This window comes from Mesorhizobium sp. GbtcB19, from assembly GCF_019091085.1.
Classification (GTDB): Bacteria; Pseudomonadota; Alphaproteobacteria; order Rhizobiales; family Rhizobiaceae; genus Mesorhizobium.
Genome location: NZ_JAGXJY010000005.1, coordinates 312,839 through 327,420 on the forward strand (window position 1 = coordinate 312,839; position 14,582 = coordinate 327,420).

Below are 14,582 nucleotides of genomic sequence, written 5' to 3' on the forward strand. Positions count from 1 at the left end.
AGGGCTGTGAAACTAGTCTTGAAACGGATCGGTCACAAGTATTGTGTCGTCCCGCTCCGGGCTGGTGGAGAGCAGCGCCACCGGGGCGCCGATCAGCTCCTCGATATAGCGGACATATTTGACGGCCTGCGCCGGCAAGTCGTTCCAGCTTCTGGCGCCGGCCGTCGTTCCCTTCCAGCCTTCGAGCGTCTCGTAGACGGGCTCGACCCGCGCCTGCGCGCCCTGGCTGGCCGGCAGGTAGTCGATCATCTCGCCGTCGAGGCGATAGCCGGTGCAGACCTTGATCTCGTCCAGCCCGTCGAGCACGTCGAGCTTGGTCAGCGCGATGCCCTTGATGCCGTTGACGGCGACGGCCTGGCGCACCAGCACGGCATCGAACCAGCCGCAGCGGCGCTTGCGCCCGGTGACGACGCCGAACTCGTGGCCGCGCGTGCCCAGAAACTCGCCGATCTCGTTCTTCTGCTCGGTCGGGAACGGCCCTTCGCCGACGCGCGTCGTATAGGCCTTGGTGATGCCGAGCACGTAGCCGATCGCGCCGGGGCCGGTGCCCGAGCCGGCGGCCGCCTGGCCGGCCACGGTGTTGGATGAGGTGACGAAGGGATAGGTGCCGTGGTCGATGTCGAGCAACGTGCCCTGCGCGCCCTCGAACAGGATGCGCTCGCCGGCGCGGCGCTTGTCGTCGAGCACCTTCCACACCCGGTCCATGTAAGGCAGGATCTCGCCGGCCACCGAGGTCAATTCCTGCATGATCGCCTCATGCGTCGCTTCCGCATGGCCGAGCCCGCGGCGCAGCGCATTGTGGTGCGTCAGCAGCCTGTCGACCTTCAAGGGAAGCGTTTCCAAATCCGCCAAATCCATCACCCGCACCGCGCGCCGGCCCACCTTGTCCTCATAGGCGGGGCCGATGCCGCGGCGGGTCGTGCCAATCTTGGTTCCGGAGTTCGAGGCGGCGTCTTCGCGGAATCCGTCCAGCTCCCGGTGCAGCGACAGGATAAGCGCGGTGTTTTCGGCTATTTTCAGGCGCTCCGGCGTGACCTCCACGCCCTGTTCCTTGAGCTTCTTGACCTCGGCGACGAAGGCATGCGGATCGAACACCACGCCGTTGCCGATGATCGAAAGTTTGCCTTCGCGCACCACGCCTGAAGGCAGCAGCGACAGCTTGTAGACCTTGCCGTCGACGACCAGCGTGTGGCCGGCATTGTGGCCGCCCTGGAAGCGTACGACCACATCGGCCCGTTCCGACAGCCAGTCGACGATCTTGCCCTTGCCTTCGTCGCCCCATTGCGAGCCGACGACCACCACATTGGCCATGTTCTTTTCCCTTGAAATGCCGCGCGGGCGGCCTGAAACGACAGGCCTCTATAGCGTCAAGCGCCGGCCGGCGCGACCCTTTCTTTGCCGTCGCAACCCCGAAGTATGATCCCGAACCGAAGGGCCGCGTAAGCGAAAAGCGGAAGCCGGTTTTCGCAACGGATCATGCTCTGACGAGGACCGGAATGACCACCCAACGAACGCCATTCCGACACTCGACGGCATCGCGCTCGCCGAATACAGCGGCAGCAAAGCAGCGCTGCAGATGCAACGACCCCTCTCGCATCATATGCCGAGCAGCCGGCAGCAACGGCTAAACCATTAAGGATATTGATATTTTCGATATGTGTGAGTCTGCGAGCGATTGACTCTCTCAATTTTCAGCGAACACATATCGCGGCCAGGTTGCAGTTTTCATCGACCAGAGAGGGAACCATGAATTTCCGCATGTTTATGGCACTGATCGCCGCCTTTCTCGGCCTCGCGGTCTTTTCCACATCGGCCTCGGCGGCCACGGTCGCGCACACGACGACGTCGCTGAACGTCCGCAGCGGCCCGGGCGCGCACTTTGCCAGGATCGCAACCTTGCCGGCCGGCCAGCGGGTGACGCTGTCCCATTGCGAGGACGGCTGGTGTTCGATCCGCGCGGCCGGACTCCACGGTTGGGCGAGCGCAAGCTATCTCGAACGTTCCCATGTCGTACGTCCGATCATCGTGCAGCCGCAAATCGTCATCCGCCCGCCGCACTACCGTCCGCACAGACCACATTGGCCGCATAAGCCGCACCGGCCGCGGCCTCCGAAGCCTAACAAGCCGCAATGCAAGATCGCGCCCGGCTTCCCCTGCAAGTGAGGTCGGTCAAGGCCTGACAAAAATCAAACGCCCCGCTGCTGTCGCAGCGGGGCGTTTCGATTTCAATCGGCCAGCACGTTCACTCGCCGCCGACGTCGAAATGCAGCGGCTTGGCCGAGTCGATCGATTGGTGCGCCCGCAGCTGATCGAGCACTTTTTCCGGGAACGGCGCGTCGAGATAAAGCAGCGCGATCGCGTCGCCACCCGGCCGATTGCGGCCGAGCTGGAAGTTGGCGATGTTGACGCCGTTCTCGCCGCACACCGTGCCGAGCAGGCCGATGATGCCGGGCGCGTCGGCATTGGTCGTGTAGAGCATGTGCTGGCCGACCTCGGCGTCGAGATTGATGCCCTTGATCTGGATGAAGCGCGGCTTGCCGTCCGAGAAGCAGGTGCCGGCGATCGAGCGCGTCCTGTGCTCGGTCTTGACGGTGAGCTTGATGTAACCGTCGAAGACGCCCGATTTGTCGCGCTTGACCTCGGCGACGATGATGCCGCGCTCCTTCACCATGATCGGCGCCGACACCATGTTGACGTCCGAGACCTGAGGCCGGATCAGACCGGCAAGAGTGGCGCTCACCAGCGCGCGCGTGTTCATCGTCGCGGTCGAGCCGTCGAACAGGATCTCCACCTCCTTGATCGGATCCTCGGTGACCTGGCCGACAAAGGCGCCGAGCACTTCGGCGAGCTTGACGAACGGTTTCAGCCGCGGCGCCTCTTCGGCGGTGATCGAGGGCATGTTGATGGCGTTGGAGACCGCGCCCTTGAGCAGATAATCGCTCATCTGCTCGGCGACCTGCAGCGCGACATTCTCCTGCGCTTCGGCGGTCGAGGCGCCGAGATGCGGCGTAGCCACGACATTCTCCATGCCGAACAGCGGGTTTTGCTCGGCCGGCTCGATCTCGAACACGTCGACGCCAGCCCCCCCTACCTTGCCGCTCTTCAGCGCCGCGACGAGATCCGCTTCGACGACCAGGCCGCCGCGCGCGCAATTGATGATGCGCACGCCGTCCTTCATCTTGGCGATCGCGGCGGCGTCGATGATGTTGCGCGTCTTGTCGGTCAGCGGCGTGTGCAGCGTGATGAAATCGGCGCGGGCGAAGAGCTCGTCGAGCTCGACCTTCTGGACGCCGAGCTCCTCGGCGCGGCTGTCCGAGAGGAACGGGTCGAAGGCGATCACATGCATCTTCAGGCCGACGCCGCGCGTGGCGACGATCGAGCCGATATTGCCGCAACCGATCACGCCCAGCGTCTTGCTGGTGATCTCGACACCCATGAAGCGGTTCTTTTCCCACTTGCCGGCGTGGGTCGAGGCATTGGCTTCCGGTATCTGCCGCGCCAGCGCGAAGATCATCGCCACCGCATGCTCGGCCGTGGTGATCGAATTGCCGAAGGGCGTGTTCATCACGATGATACCCTTGCGGCTGGCGGCCGGGATATCGACGTTGTCGACGCCGATACCGGCGCGGCCGACGACCTTGAGCTTGCCGGCGGCGTTGATCAGCTTCTCGGTGACCTTGGTCGCCGAGCGGATGGCGAGGCCGTCATACTGGCCGATAACTTCGAGCAGCTTGTCCTTGTCCTTGCCGAGATCGGGCAGGTAGTCGACGTCGATGCCGCGATCCTTGAAGATCTGCACGGCGGTGGTGGAAAGTTTGTCAGAAACGAGAACGCGGGGCGCCATGGCGGCCTCCTTCAAAATGAGATTGATCCTTTGGGGGATCGGCGGCCCGAAGGCCGCCGCGAATGATCTCAGGCCGCGGCCTTGAGCGCCGCCTTCTGCGTGGCGAAGGCCCAGTCGAGCCAGGGCAGCAACGCTTCGAGATCGGCGGTCTCGACGGTGGCGCCGCACCAGATGCGCAGGCCGGGCGGCGCATCGCGGTAGGAGCCGATGTCGTAGGCGACGCCTTCCTTGTCGAGCGCCGATACGATCCCCTTGGCGAAGCCCGCCTGCCCGTCGGCATCGAGCGCCGCGATGTCCGGATCCGTGAAGGAGAGGCAGACCGAGGTGTTCGAGCGCGTCGCCGGATCGACGGCCAGGTGACCGATCCACGCCGACTTGTCGGCGAACCGGTCGAGCACCGCGGCATTGGCGTCCGCGCGGGCGATGAGGGCTTCGAGCCCGCCGATCGACTTCGCCCAGTGTAGGGCATCGAGATAATCCTCGACGCACAGCATCGACGGCGTGTTGATGGTCTCGCCCTTGAAGATGCCCTCGATCAGCTTGCCGCCCGAGGTCAGGCGGAAGATTTTCGGTAGCGGCCAGGCCGGCTTGTAGGTTTCCAGCCGCTCGACGGCGCGGGGCGAAAGGATCAGTATGCCGTGCGCGCCCTCGCCGCCCAGCACCTTCTGCCAGGAGAAGGTGACGACATCGAGCTTTTCGAAATCAAGCCGCTGCGCGAAAGCCGCCGAGGTCGCGTCGCAGATGGTGAGGCCCTTGCGGTTCGTGGGAATGAAATCGCCATTGGCGACGCGCACGCCCGACGTCGTGCCGTTCCAGGTGAAGACGACGTCGCGGTCGAAGTCGACCTGTGCCAGGTCGGGCAGCTTGCCGTAGCCGGCCTCGAACTTGCGCACGTCGGCGAGCTTCAGTTGCTTGACGACGTCGGTGACCCAGCCGGAGCCGAAGCTTTCCCAGGCCACCATGTCGACGCCGCGCTCGCCGAGCAGCGACCACAGCGCCATCTCGACCGCGCCCGTGTCCGACGCCGGCACGATGCCGATCCGGTAATCCGCCGGCACTTTGAGGATTTCGCGCGTCAACGCGATCGCCTGTTCGAGCTTGGCCTTGCCGATCTTGGCGCGGTGGGAACGTCCGAGCGCAGCGGCTGTCAGCGCCTCGACCGACCAGCCGGGGCGTTTCGCGCAGGGACCTGAAGAGAAATTGGGGTTTGCCGGACGGAGTCCGGGCTTGGTAGCTGTCGTCATCGTGGTCTATCCTTCCAGATAGTGGCCCCTCGTTGGGGAGGGGTGGCCCACGGACGGCGATATGCGCTTAGGCTTTCGGCGTCAAGAGCAAAGTTTTTGTCGCTGTCAGGATATTCCCTGATCCAGCAATTCGAGCCCGAAATGAAAACGGCGGACTCAATGCGCCCGCCGTCGATATTTCCCGGTCTACTTTGCTTACCAGAGATCGTAGCGCAAGCCGAGCTTGACCTGGTGGTTGCTGATGCCTTTGTGGACAGGGAAGGAATTCAGGCTTGCGGCCGTAACATATTCGGCATCGGGCGCGGAGAAATACTGATAGCCAAGATCGATCAGAACGTTCTTCGAGACCTGGTAGGCAAGGCCGGCATTCAATGTGTATGCCAAGGAATATTTTGTTTTGCTGCTGCGCAGGGAGAAGTCGTCGCTTCCATCGCCGTTGTTGGTGAAATAGTCAGCCGAAAGGCTGTATCTGCTTTGAACGATACCGATGCCCACGCCAATATAGGGCGTGACGCCGACATATGTTCCAAGGTCGACATAGCCGTTCAATATGCCTGAGATGGCATAGTTCTTGAGGCTTCCGTCTCCCACGGTCGCCGTTGCCGGCCCCACCACGGTTGCGGTGTCGTCATAGCTGAAGCTGGCTTTGTTGCCGGGCAGGTAGCCGAGGTTGAGATCGGCGCGGAGATAATCGTTGAAATGATACCCGAAGCCGATGCTCGCGAAATACGCGTCCTCGCTCTCGCTGAAGCTTTCGCTGGCGATCGTCGACGGGAAGGTGAAATCCCCATTTTTGAAGCTCTTCTGCGGCAGGTAGGAGACATCGCCGCGCAGGTACCAGCCCGAGCCGACCTCGACCGGCTGGTAGTCCGGCGCCTGGTCGACATAGATCGGCGGATCGTAGTCCGCCGCCAGCGCCGGCGTCATCGGCAACAGGATGGCTGCAGTAAGCGCTGACGCGATACGCGATCTGGATATCATGGTCCCCGGCTCCGAGATTGGCGCCAGCCGCAAAACGCGAGCGCCGTTTCAAGGTGCCATTGTTAACCATAGTGGTTAAGTGCCGGTTAAGGATAACAGCCCGTTACCGAATTGATTTCGATCGAATTTTAGCAGTAGCGAAAAAAGAAAAACCGCCCGGCTGGCGCCGGGCGGCTCACGAATTAACGAGATACTGGAAGCGATTACTTGGTGTAGATCGGTTCCGGTTCCGGCTGATAGGCGACCACCGGAGCGGCGCAGCCATTGTTGCCGCCGAACTGGTAGCGCAGGCCACCGCGCACTTCGTGGGTGTTGATGCCGCGGTCGAAGCCCGGGCCGGTGCTGCTGGCATCCCATTCGAACATGCGGCCGCCCTGGATGTGGGTGAAGCGGTAGCCGGCGTCGAGGATCACCTTGTCGGTCAGACAGTAGGAAGCGCCAGCCATGAGCGCGTAGGCGAAGCGCCAGTTGGAGGAGCCCGGATTGGTTTCGGTGGTGTTCGGATCGTGGACCGTATCCCACCTGATATGCGCGCCGCCGATACCGGCGCCGACATAGGGCGTGATGCCGTGCCAGGTGCCGATGTCGACATAGGCGTTGGCGAGCAGCAGCAGGGCGCTCATCTTCGACACTTCGGTCGAGGTCGAGACGAGATCCGAGGTCTGGCCGTTGAAGTTCGACTTGAACCAGTAGTCGGCCGTCACGTCCGTGCGGAAGTAGTCGTTGATCTTGTAGCCGACACCGCCGCCGAGCGAGAAGCCGCCCTTCAGCTTGCCGAAATCGAAGCTCTTGCTGCCGGGCGTGACCGAGCAGTTACAGGGATCGACGGCATAGGTCATGTAGTCGATGCCGCGCAGGCTCGACTTGTGATAGTCGATATCGCCGCGGATATACCAGCCGCCGACATCGATCGGCTGCTGCTCGACGACCGGCGGCGGCGCCTCTTCAACCTGCGGTTCGGGGAGGTCGGCCGCGAAAAGCGGTCCGGCCAAGCCCGCGAACAGCGCGGCAAGCAATGCCATTCTTGCTGTCTTGAACATTCTGTCACCCCTAAGAAGCCTCGGGACGACATCGCCCGAAGATGATTGACCTCGGGTGTGGATAATGAATTGCAAAGGTTAAAAGCCGTTTAACCGTACCGATTAACCACGAATCTATACAATTTTAGATGGTGGGCCGTTGCTGCTCGCACCACAAAGCCCGCCGGGTCGGCGGGCTGGCTTGCGCCATCAGGGTGAGTTGAGATTCAGGTCAGGCCGAGCCGGAGTCGAAGACGGGCGCGAAGCGACCAAACTGGGTGGCTTTCGAGAACCGGAGCGGAGCGTACATTCAGTACGTGAGCACCGGAAGCGCAGAAAGCCGCCATTTGCAGGCCGGCCTCACCTGAATATCAGCACACCCTCAGGCCGCGCTGCGGGTTTCCTGGAGGATGCCGACGATGTCGTTGACGACCGCCTCGACCAGTTGCGGATCGTCGCCCTCGGCCATGACGCGGATGAGCGGCTCGGTGCCGGAGGGCCGGATGACGAGACGGCCGGACTTGCCGAGCCGGTTGCGTCCTTCCTCGATCGCCGCCTTGACCGGTGCTTCCTCCAGCGGCTTGCCGCCGGAGATGCGGACATTCTTCAACAATTGCGGCACCGGCTCGAACTTCTTCGACAGCTCGCTGACCGGGCGGTTCTGCCGCTTGATGCAGGCCAGCACCTGCAACGCCGAGACCAGGCCGTCGCCGGTGGTCGAGAAATCGGAAAGCACGATATGGCCGGACTGCTCGCCGCCGACATTCAAGCCATGCGCGCGCATATGCTCCACGACATAGCGGTCGCCGACCTTGGTGCGGTGCAGCTGCAGATTCAAGTCGCCGAGGAAGCGCTCGAGACCGAGATTGGACATCACGGTGGAGACGACGCCGCCGCCGGCCAGGCGTCCGCTCTGGTGCCAGGACTCTGCGATCAGCGCCATGATCTGGTCGCCATCGACGATCGCGCCGTTCTCGTCGACGATGACGACGCGATCGGCGTCGCCGTCGAGCGCGATGCCGATATCGGCGCGCACTTCGTGCACTTTCTTCTGCAGGCCGGCCGGATGGGTCGAACCGCATTCCTTGTTGATGTTGAAGCCGTTCGGCTCGACATTGATGGCAATGACCTCGGCGCCCAGTTCCCAAAGCGCCGCGGGCGCCACCTTGTAGGCGGCGCCATTGGCGCAATCGACGACGATCCTGAGACCCGACAGCGACATCGAGCGCGGCAGCGTGCGCTTGGCGAATTCGATATACCGGTCATGCACGCCGTCGACACGCTTGGCGCGGCCGAGCCCGTCGGAATCGGCGAGCGCCAGCTCGATGTCCTTGTCGAGCATGCCCTCGATACGCTCCTCGATCTCGTCGGAGAGCTTGTAGCCGTCGGGACCGAACAGCTTGATGCCGTTGTCGTAATAAGGATTGTGCGAGGCCGAGATCATCACCCCGATGTCGGCGCGCAGCGAGCGCACCAGCATGGCGACGGCCGGTGTCGGAATAGGTCCGAGCAGGAAGACGTCCATTCCGGCGGCGCAAAGACCCGCCACCATGGCGTTCTCGATCATATAACCGGAAAGCCGCGTGTCCTTGCCCAGCACGACGCGGTGACGGTGGTTGCCGCGCTGGAAGGAAAGCCCGGCGGCCATGCCGACACGCATGGCGACCTCGGCCGTCATCGGAAATTTGTTGGCGCGTCCGCGGATACCGTCCGTGCCGAAATACTGACCTGCCATATCCCTTACAGTCCCCGTCGGTTTTTCAGCCGCCCCTAGTGCCACAATTGGGCCGCATCCGATCATCAAATTTCGTGATTATATATTACCATTCCTTAGAAAAACATTGTCGCGGCCGGTGCAAGTGATTCGACAGCCTATCACCACCTTCGACTTGGCGGCGCTAAACCTGCCTGCGCAAGGCTTTTCGGCGCCCTATCCACCGGCAAAGCTTGGCTGCCGGCGAACCGCCAAGCAATTCATCACCTTATCGGGAGCAACACACTTTGTGAGGACATACACGCTCGAAGCATCTGGCGCAGCCGGAGATTGAGCGTTATGGATTTGGCATAGGGACACCTATTGGCGGCAGCAAGGGAGAAAACGCCATGCTTATTCATAGACTTGCAACATTGACGGGCCTGGCCGTCGCAGCCTTTTTCGTGGCGGCGCCGGCGAACGCGCTGACCATGGCCGAGTGCAGCACCAAGTATAACGCGGCCAAGGATGCGGGAACGCTCGCGGGCCAGACCTGGAACCAGTTCCGCAAGGCGCAGTGCGGCACCGATGCCGCGGCCGCCACGACGACCACGACGAAGGCAACCGACACCAAGGCGGCTGAAACCAAGCCCGCCAAGAAGGCCAAGGAAGCTACCGCCGCCGCGGCCGACAGTTCGGCCAAGGGCCTGACGGCCAAGGAATGCAGCGCCAAGTACCAGGCTGCGAAAGCCGCCGGCACGCTAAACGGCATGAAGTGGAACGACTTCCGCAAGAGCGAATGCGCCGCTGGCGCCACTGCCGCTGCCGCGACCGATACCAAGCCGGCCAAAACGACCACAGCAGCGGCCACGACCGCCGCTCCGGCTGCCGGCGGCAAGGGCCTGAGCATGGCCGAATGCAGCACCAAGTATCAGGCTGCGAAGACCGCCAACAAGCTCAACGGCATGAAGTGGAACGACTTCCGCAAGGCCGAATGCGGCGCTGGCGCTGCCGACGACGACACCGTGCCGGCCCCGACGGAGGCCACCTACACCGCTGAGCCGGAGAAGCCGACGGCTGTCGCCCCGAAGGGCGTGAGCTTCCCGAAGGCGATCTCGCCGAAATTCGCCACCGAAAACCCGGGCAAGGGCCGCATGCATACCTGCCTCGAGCAGTACTATGCCAACAAGGACGCCAATACGCTCAACGGCCTGAAGTGGATCCAGAAGGGCGGCGGCTTCTACAGCCTCTGCAACGCCAAGCTGAAGAGCTGATCGCTTAGGTCATAACGCCTGAACAAGGCCCGCGCATCGCAAGATGCGCGGGCTTTTTTTGTTGCGCGTGAAGCCCCCCCCGCGGCCTTGCTCGCATCGGCATATCGCCGGACTGTCGGCATCATCCATTCGCCCACACTGCCCACCGCCAGGCTTATCGGTAGTTCGCAAAGATTCTGGTTGAACATATAGGGAACAAACAGTATACAAAAAGAAGTCGAACTTATCATCAATCAGGAGGGGTCTTATGTTCAGTTTGAAATTGGCGGCGTTGACTGTGACGGCGTTGGTCGCTTGGAACGCCGCACCTGCAAGCGCACTGACGATGAAGGAATGCGGCGAGACCTATCGGGCAGCCAAGGAAGGCGGCACTCTGAACGGCATGGACTGGACCGCTTTCCGCAAGGAGAAATGCGCGACGTCCGCCGCGGAGAGTGCCAGCGCGGATACTGTCGAAACCGCGGAGCAGCAGAAAAAGGAAACAAGTGCAGCGGTCGCCCCCACTGTGGCGCCGGCGGGCGTGACATTCCCGACCACCCTCGCCGCCGAGTTCAAGACCGAAAAGCCCGCGAAGGCCCGGATGAAGACCTGCCTGCAGGGTTACCACGACAACAAGGAGGCGGGTACGTTGAACGGCCTTCGCTGGATCCAGAAGGGCGGCGGTTACTACAGTCTCTGCAATGCTCGGCTGAAGAGCTGAGCGCCTTAGGTCGTAGCGTCTAAACAAGGCCCGCGCATCGTCAGATACGCGGGCTTTTTTGTGGGGCGAATTCTCAGGTCATATCCGCTCTTCGAGGAAGGACCGTCGGCGACACTGCCAATCTCCCCCTTGTGGCGGAGATGTCCGGCAGGACAGAGGGGCGCGTAGGAACGCGGCGCTTGCAGGACGAAGGTTCCTCGCCCCACGAAGTGGGGAGAGGTGGCTCGGCAAAGCCGAGACGGAGAGGGGAGCGCCCTACGAAGGCCCCCTCTCCGTCCGCTTCGCGGCCACCTCGCCCCCGCCTTTGGCGGGGGCGAGGAACCCAAGCCATGATACGCTGGCGGGACTCGCCGACCGCTTGGCAAGGCCGACGGCCGGCCTGGATCCTCCCAAAACAAAAACGCCGCGGTTTGATCCGCGGCGTTTGTTTGTAGCGATTGCCGAACCTCAGCCCTGCGGCTGCGGTTCCATGCCGCCTTCGGGCTCGGGGCCCTTCTTGCGGCGGCCGCCGGTGCCGGCCTTCGGCACGGCCGAGCCGCGGCTGGGCGGCGTGTCGTCGCCGAGGTCGCGGGCGGGCTTCTGGCCGGCGATCAGCTGCTTGATCTCCTCGCCCGACAACGTCTCATATTCGAGCAGTCCCTCGGCCAGCGCGATCCATTCCTTCTTCTTCTTGGTCAGGATCGCCTTGGCGGTCGAATAGGCGTCGTCGATCAGCCGCCGCACTTCGGCGTCGATGATCTGCGCCGTCTCTTCCGAGATGTTCTGCGTGCGGGCCACCGAATGTCCGAGGAAGACCTCTTCCTGGTTGTCGCCATAGGCGACATGGCCGAGCTTGTCGGAGAAGCCCCAGCGCGTCACCATGGCGCGCGCCAGCTTGGTCGCCTGTTCGATATCGGAGGAGGCGCCGGAGGTGATGTTCTCCTTGCCGAACTTGAACTCCTCGGCGACGCGGCCGCCCATCATGATCGCGAGCCGCGAGATCATGTATTTGTAGCTCATCGAATAGCGGTCGCCTTCCGGCAACTGCATGACCATGCCGAGCGCGCGGCCGCGCGGGATGATGGTCGCCTTGTGCAGCGGATCGGCCGTCGGCACGTTGAGCGCCAGGATGGCGTGGCCGGCCTCGTGATAGGCGGTCAGTTCCTTTTCGGCCTGCGTCATCGCCGACGAGCGGCGCTCCGCGCCCATCATGATCTTGTCCTTGGCGTCCTCGAACTCGGCCATGGTGACGAGCCGCTTGTTGCGGCGCGCCGCCATCAGCGCGGATTCGTTGACCAGGTTCATCAGGTCGGCGCCGGAGAAGCCGGGCGTGCCGCGCGCGATGACCTTGAGGTCGACATTGGGCGCCAGCGGCACGTTGCGCACATGCACCTTGAGGATCTTCTCGCGGCCGACGATGTCGGGGTTCGGCACCACGACCTGGCGGTCGAAGCGGCCGGGCCTCAGCAGCGCCGGGTCGAGGACGTCGGGCCGGTTGGTGGCGGCGATCAGGATGATCGACTCGTTGGACTCGAAACCGTCCATCTCGACCAGCAGCTGGTTCAGCGTCTGCTCGCGCTCGTCATTGCCGCCGCCCAGGCCTGCGCCGCGATGGCGGCCGACCGCGTCGATTTCGTCGATGAAGATGATGCAGGGCGCGTTCTTCTTGGCCTGGTCGAACATGTCGCGCACGCGGCTTGCGCCGACGCCGACGAACATCTCGACGAAGTCCGAACCGGAAATGGTGAAGAACGGCACATTGGCCTCGCCGGCGACCGAACGCGCCAGCAGCGTCTTGCCGGTGCCGGGCGGGCCGACCAGCAGCACGCCGCGCGGGATCTTGCCGCCGAGGCGCTGGAACTTCTGCGGATCGCGCAGGAATTCGACGATCTCTTCGAGGTCTTCCTTGGCCTCGTCGACGCCGGCGACATCCTGGAAGGTGACGCGGCCATGCGCCTCGGTGAGCAACTTGGCCTTCGACTTGCCGAAGCCCATCGCTCTTCCGGAGCCGGATTGCATTTGGCGCATGAAGAATATCCATACGCCCAGGATCAGGATCATCGGCAGCCACGAGATCAGATAGCCGAACAGCGAATTGGAGCCGTCGGTCTCAGGCTTGGCGGTGATGGTGACGTTCTTGTCCTGCAGCCTGGAGACCAGCGACGGGTCGCCCGGCGAATAGGTCTGGAAGCCGTTGGCGTTGTCGGTGTAGTTGCCGAAGATGCGGGCGCCGGCGATCGTCACGCTCTTGACCCGGCCGGACGCTACATCCTGCAGGAACTGCGAATAGGCGATATCGGTCGTGGCACCGCGCGTCTGCGGCGTCTGGAACAGGTTGAACAGGGCTATGAGCAGGACCGCTATGATCGCCCAGAGCGCAAGGTTGCGGTAATTCGGATTCATCTATTGTCCCGTTGGCGTCCGCGCACGGACCCGCGATGGTGGATTAGCTTGGGCCTAACATAGGGAGAGCGCCTCCCCTTGCCAAGCAGAACAGCACGTATCGGTTAAGCTTTCGCCCACCCTCGCCCAGCATCATGGCCATGGAATGGCGGCGCCATGGGCAGCGGCGCACCGACAAGCCTCGCGACGGCGGCGGCGGGCTCGAGGTCGAAACATGGCAGGAAGCGCGCGAAGGGGGCCACGGCCGGAGCAATGGAGACCGGTTGCGATCCAGTGTTGCCGCCAGCGAAATCAACGCGTTCGGCGCCGGACCACAGCGAGGGTTCCGCGGCAAGCGCGGCGCGCGAAAGGCTCGCGGGAACTTTCTCGCTCAAAGGCGCTTGCCTGGCGGCGGCGGACCCCAGCGGCGCGATCACCAAACCGCCCGGCCAGTCTTTCAAAGTGATGCGCCCTTTCAAAGCGATGCGCCGCCGGTTGTCCCAAAGCCCGTTATCGACCGGCGGGGCGGGCGCGGGCAGGTTGCGGTTCTCGCGGCGAAGGAAAATACCGGTCCGGCGCGCGTCGACCACGGTCCGCGACAATGTGGCGCGAAGCGAGGCCTCCCGCAGGCGGGAAAGCAGCGCGGCGCAGCGCGCCTCATCGGGCAGGAACGCCATGCCGCCGACTGTCGCCAGCAGGATGCGCAGCGCATAGATGGCAGCCTTCCCGTCCTCATGCGCGGCAAAGTCGCGGGCAAGGCGGATGAGGCCCGGAACCGGCCTGCCGGCAAAAGCATCGATCAGCACGGCGGCTCGATGGCCGAGGTCCTCGCGTTCGAGAGCCGCCCGCGCCGCCCTTGCCAGCGCATCCGCGACGCGCCGCTCGCTGTCGTTTTGCGCCAGCGCCGCCCGCACGCGCGGCCGTTCGAAGCGCGTATCGATATTGGTCGGATCCTCAATCCAGCTGATGTCGCGGTCTCGCAGCATGTCGCGCAGGGCGGCGCGCCTTGTGCCGAGCAGCGGCCGCACGATCCATGTCCGCCAGTCGTAAAGCGTGGCCGGCGCCATGCCGGCGAGACCGCGGCCGTCATCGTCGCGCGCCTGCCGCATCAGCACCGTCTCCGCCTGGTCGTCGGCGGTGTGGCCGGTCAGGATCAGCTTGATGTCTTCGGCGTCGGCCGCCTCGGCAAGCAGATTGTAGCGCGCCGCGCGCGCCGCGGCCGCCAGCCCGGTCAGAGGCTTGTCGCCACCCCAGGTAAGAACGCGATGCGCAATGCCGCGCTCGGCGCAGAAATTGGCAACCACCCGCGCCTCGGCGGCAGAATCCGGCCTCAGGCCATGATCGACCGTCACCGCAAGCAGCCTGGCGGCTGGCGCGGTATGGTCGAGGTGATCTTTGAGAAGGAGGAGAAGGGCGGTCGAGTCGCTGCCGCCGGACACGGCCGCAACAGCGCCGGTCGAAAAGTC

11 protein-coding genes are annotated in these 14,582 nt (G+C 63.7%); 3 read left to right on the plus strand and 8 right to left on the minus strand.

What is annotated here, in order from left to right:
* Window positions 1-12: 12 nt before the first annotated feature.
* Window positions 13-1,311, minus strand: a complete 1,299-nt coding sequence (locus tag KVT37_RS12480) for an adenylosuccinate synthase (RefSeq protein WP_217573177.1) — start codon at window positions 1,309-1,311, stop codon at window positions 13-15.
* Between the two features lie 435 nt (window positions 1,312-1,746).
* Between KVT37_RS12480 and KVT37_RS12485 the strand changes: the two genes are divergently transcribed.
* The gene (locus KVT37_RS12485; protein WP_217573178.1) at window positions 1,747-2,163 is read left to right on the plus strand and encodes an SH3 domain-containing protein; all 417 of its coding nucleotides are present in this window, start codon (window positions 1,747-1,749) and stop codon (window positions 2,161-2,163) included.
* Between the two features lie 79 nt (window positions 2,164-2,242).
* Here KVT37_RS12485 and serA read toward each other — a convergent pair whose 3' ends face one another.
* The 5 genes from serA to glmM form a co-directional block, all read right to left on the minus strand.
* Window positions 2,243-3,844 carry a phosphoglycerate dehydrogenase gene (gene serA, locus KVT37_RS12490; protein WP_217573180.1) on the minus strand — a complete coding sequence of 534 codons (1,602 nt, stop codon included), beginning with the start codon at window positions 3,842-3,844 and terminating at the stop codon, window positions 2,243-2,245.
* Window positions 3,845-3,912: 68 nt separating this feature from the next.
* A complete protein-coding gene (locus tag KVT37_RS12495; protein ID WP_217573182.1) occupies window positions 3,913-5,088 on the minus strand; it encodes a phosphoserine transaminase in 1,176 nt (391 codons plus the stop codon).
* A gap of 195 nt (window positions 5,089-5,283) precedes the next feature.
* Window positions 5,284-6,069, minus strand: coding sequence for an outer membrane protein (locus KVT37_RS12500; protein ID WP_217573184.1), 786 nt, complete (start codon window positions 6,067-6,069; stop codon window positions 5,284-5,286).
* Window positions 6,070-6,272: 203 nt separating this feature from the next.
* Window positions 6,273-7,109 carry an outer membrane protein gene (locus tag KVT37_RS12505; protein WP_217573186.1) on the minus strand — a complete coding sequence of 279 codons (837 nt, stop codon included), beginning with the start codon at window positions 7,107-7,109 and terminating at the stop codon, window positions 6,273-6,275.
* A gap of 361 nt (window positions 7,110-7,470) precedes the next feature.
* Window positions 7,471-8,823 (minus strand): phosphoglucosamine mutase, encoded by a 1,353-nt coding sequence (gene glmM, locus KVT37_RS12510; protein ID WP_217573188.1) that lies wholly within the window; start codon window positions 8,821-8,823, stop codon window positions 7,471-7,473.
* A 368-nt stretch (window positions 8,824-9,191) separates the two neighbouring features.
* On the opposite strand from glmM, the gene KVT37_RS12515 reads away from it, so the two are divergent.
* Together KVT37_RS12515 and KVT37_RS12520 are read left to right on the plus strand one after the other, a co-directional pair.
* Complete coding sequence (locus KVT37_RS12515) at window positions 9,192-10,055, plus strand: hypothetical protein (RefSeq protein ID WP_217573190.1); 864 nt, start codon at window positions 9,192-9,194, stop codon at window positions 10,053-10,055.
* A 247-nt stretch (window positions 10,056-10,302) separates the two neighbouring features.
* Window positions 10,303-10,755 (plus strand): hypothetical protein, encoded by a 453-nt coding sequence (locus KVT37_RS12520; RefSeq protein ID WP_217573192.1) that lies wholly within the window; start codon window positions 10,303-10,305, stop codon window positions 10,753-10,755.
* Window positions 10,756-11,202: 447 nt separating this feature from the next.
* On the opposite strand, the gene ftsH is transcribed toward KVT37_RS12520, so the two are convergent.
* Window positions 11,203-13,137 (minus strand): ATP-dependent zinc metalloprotease FtsH, encoded by a 1,935-nt coding sequence (gene ftsH / locus KVT37_RS12525; RefSeq protein ID WP_217573194.1) that lies wholly within the window; start codon window positions 13,135-13,137, stop codon window positions 11,203-11,205.
* Between the two features lie 104 nt (window positions 13,138-13,241).
* The gene (tilS, locus tag KVT37_RS12530; protein WP_308642615.1) at window positions 13,242-14,555 is read right to left on the minus strand and encodes a tRNA lysidine(34) synthetase TilS; all 1,314 of its coding nucleotides are present in this window, start codon (window positions 14,553-14,555) and stop codon (window positions 13,242-13,244) included.
* Window positions 14,556-14,582: the final 27 nt, after the last annotated feature.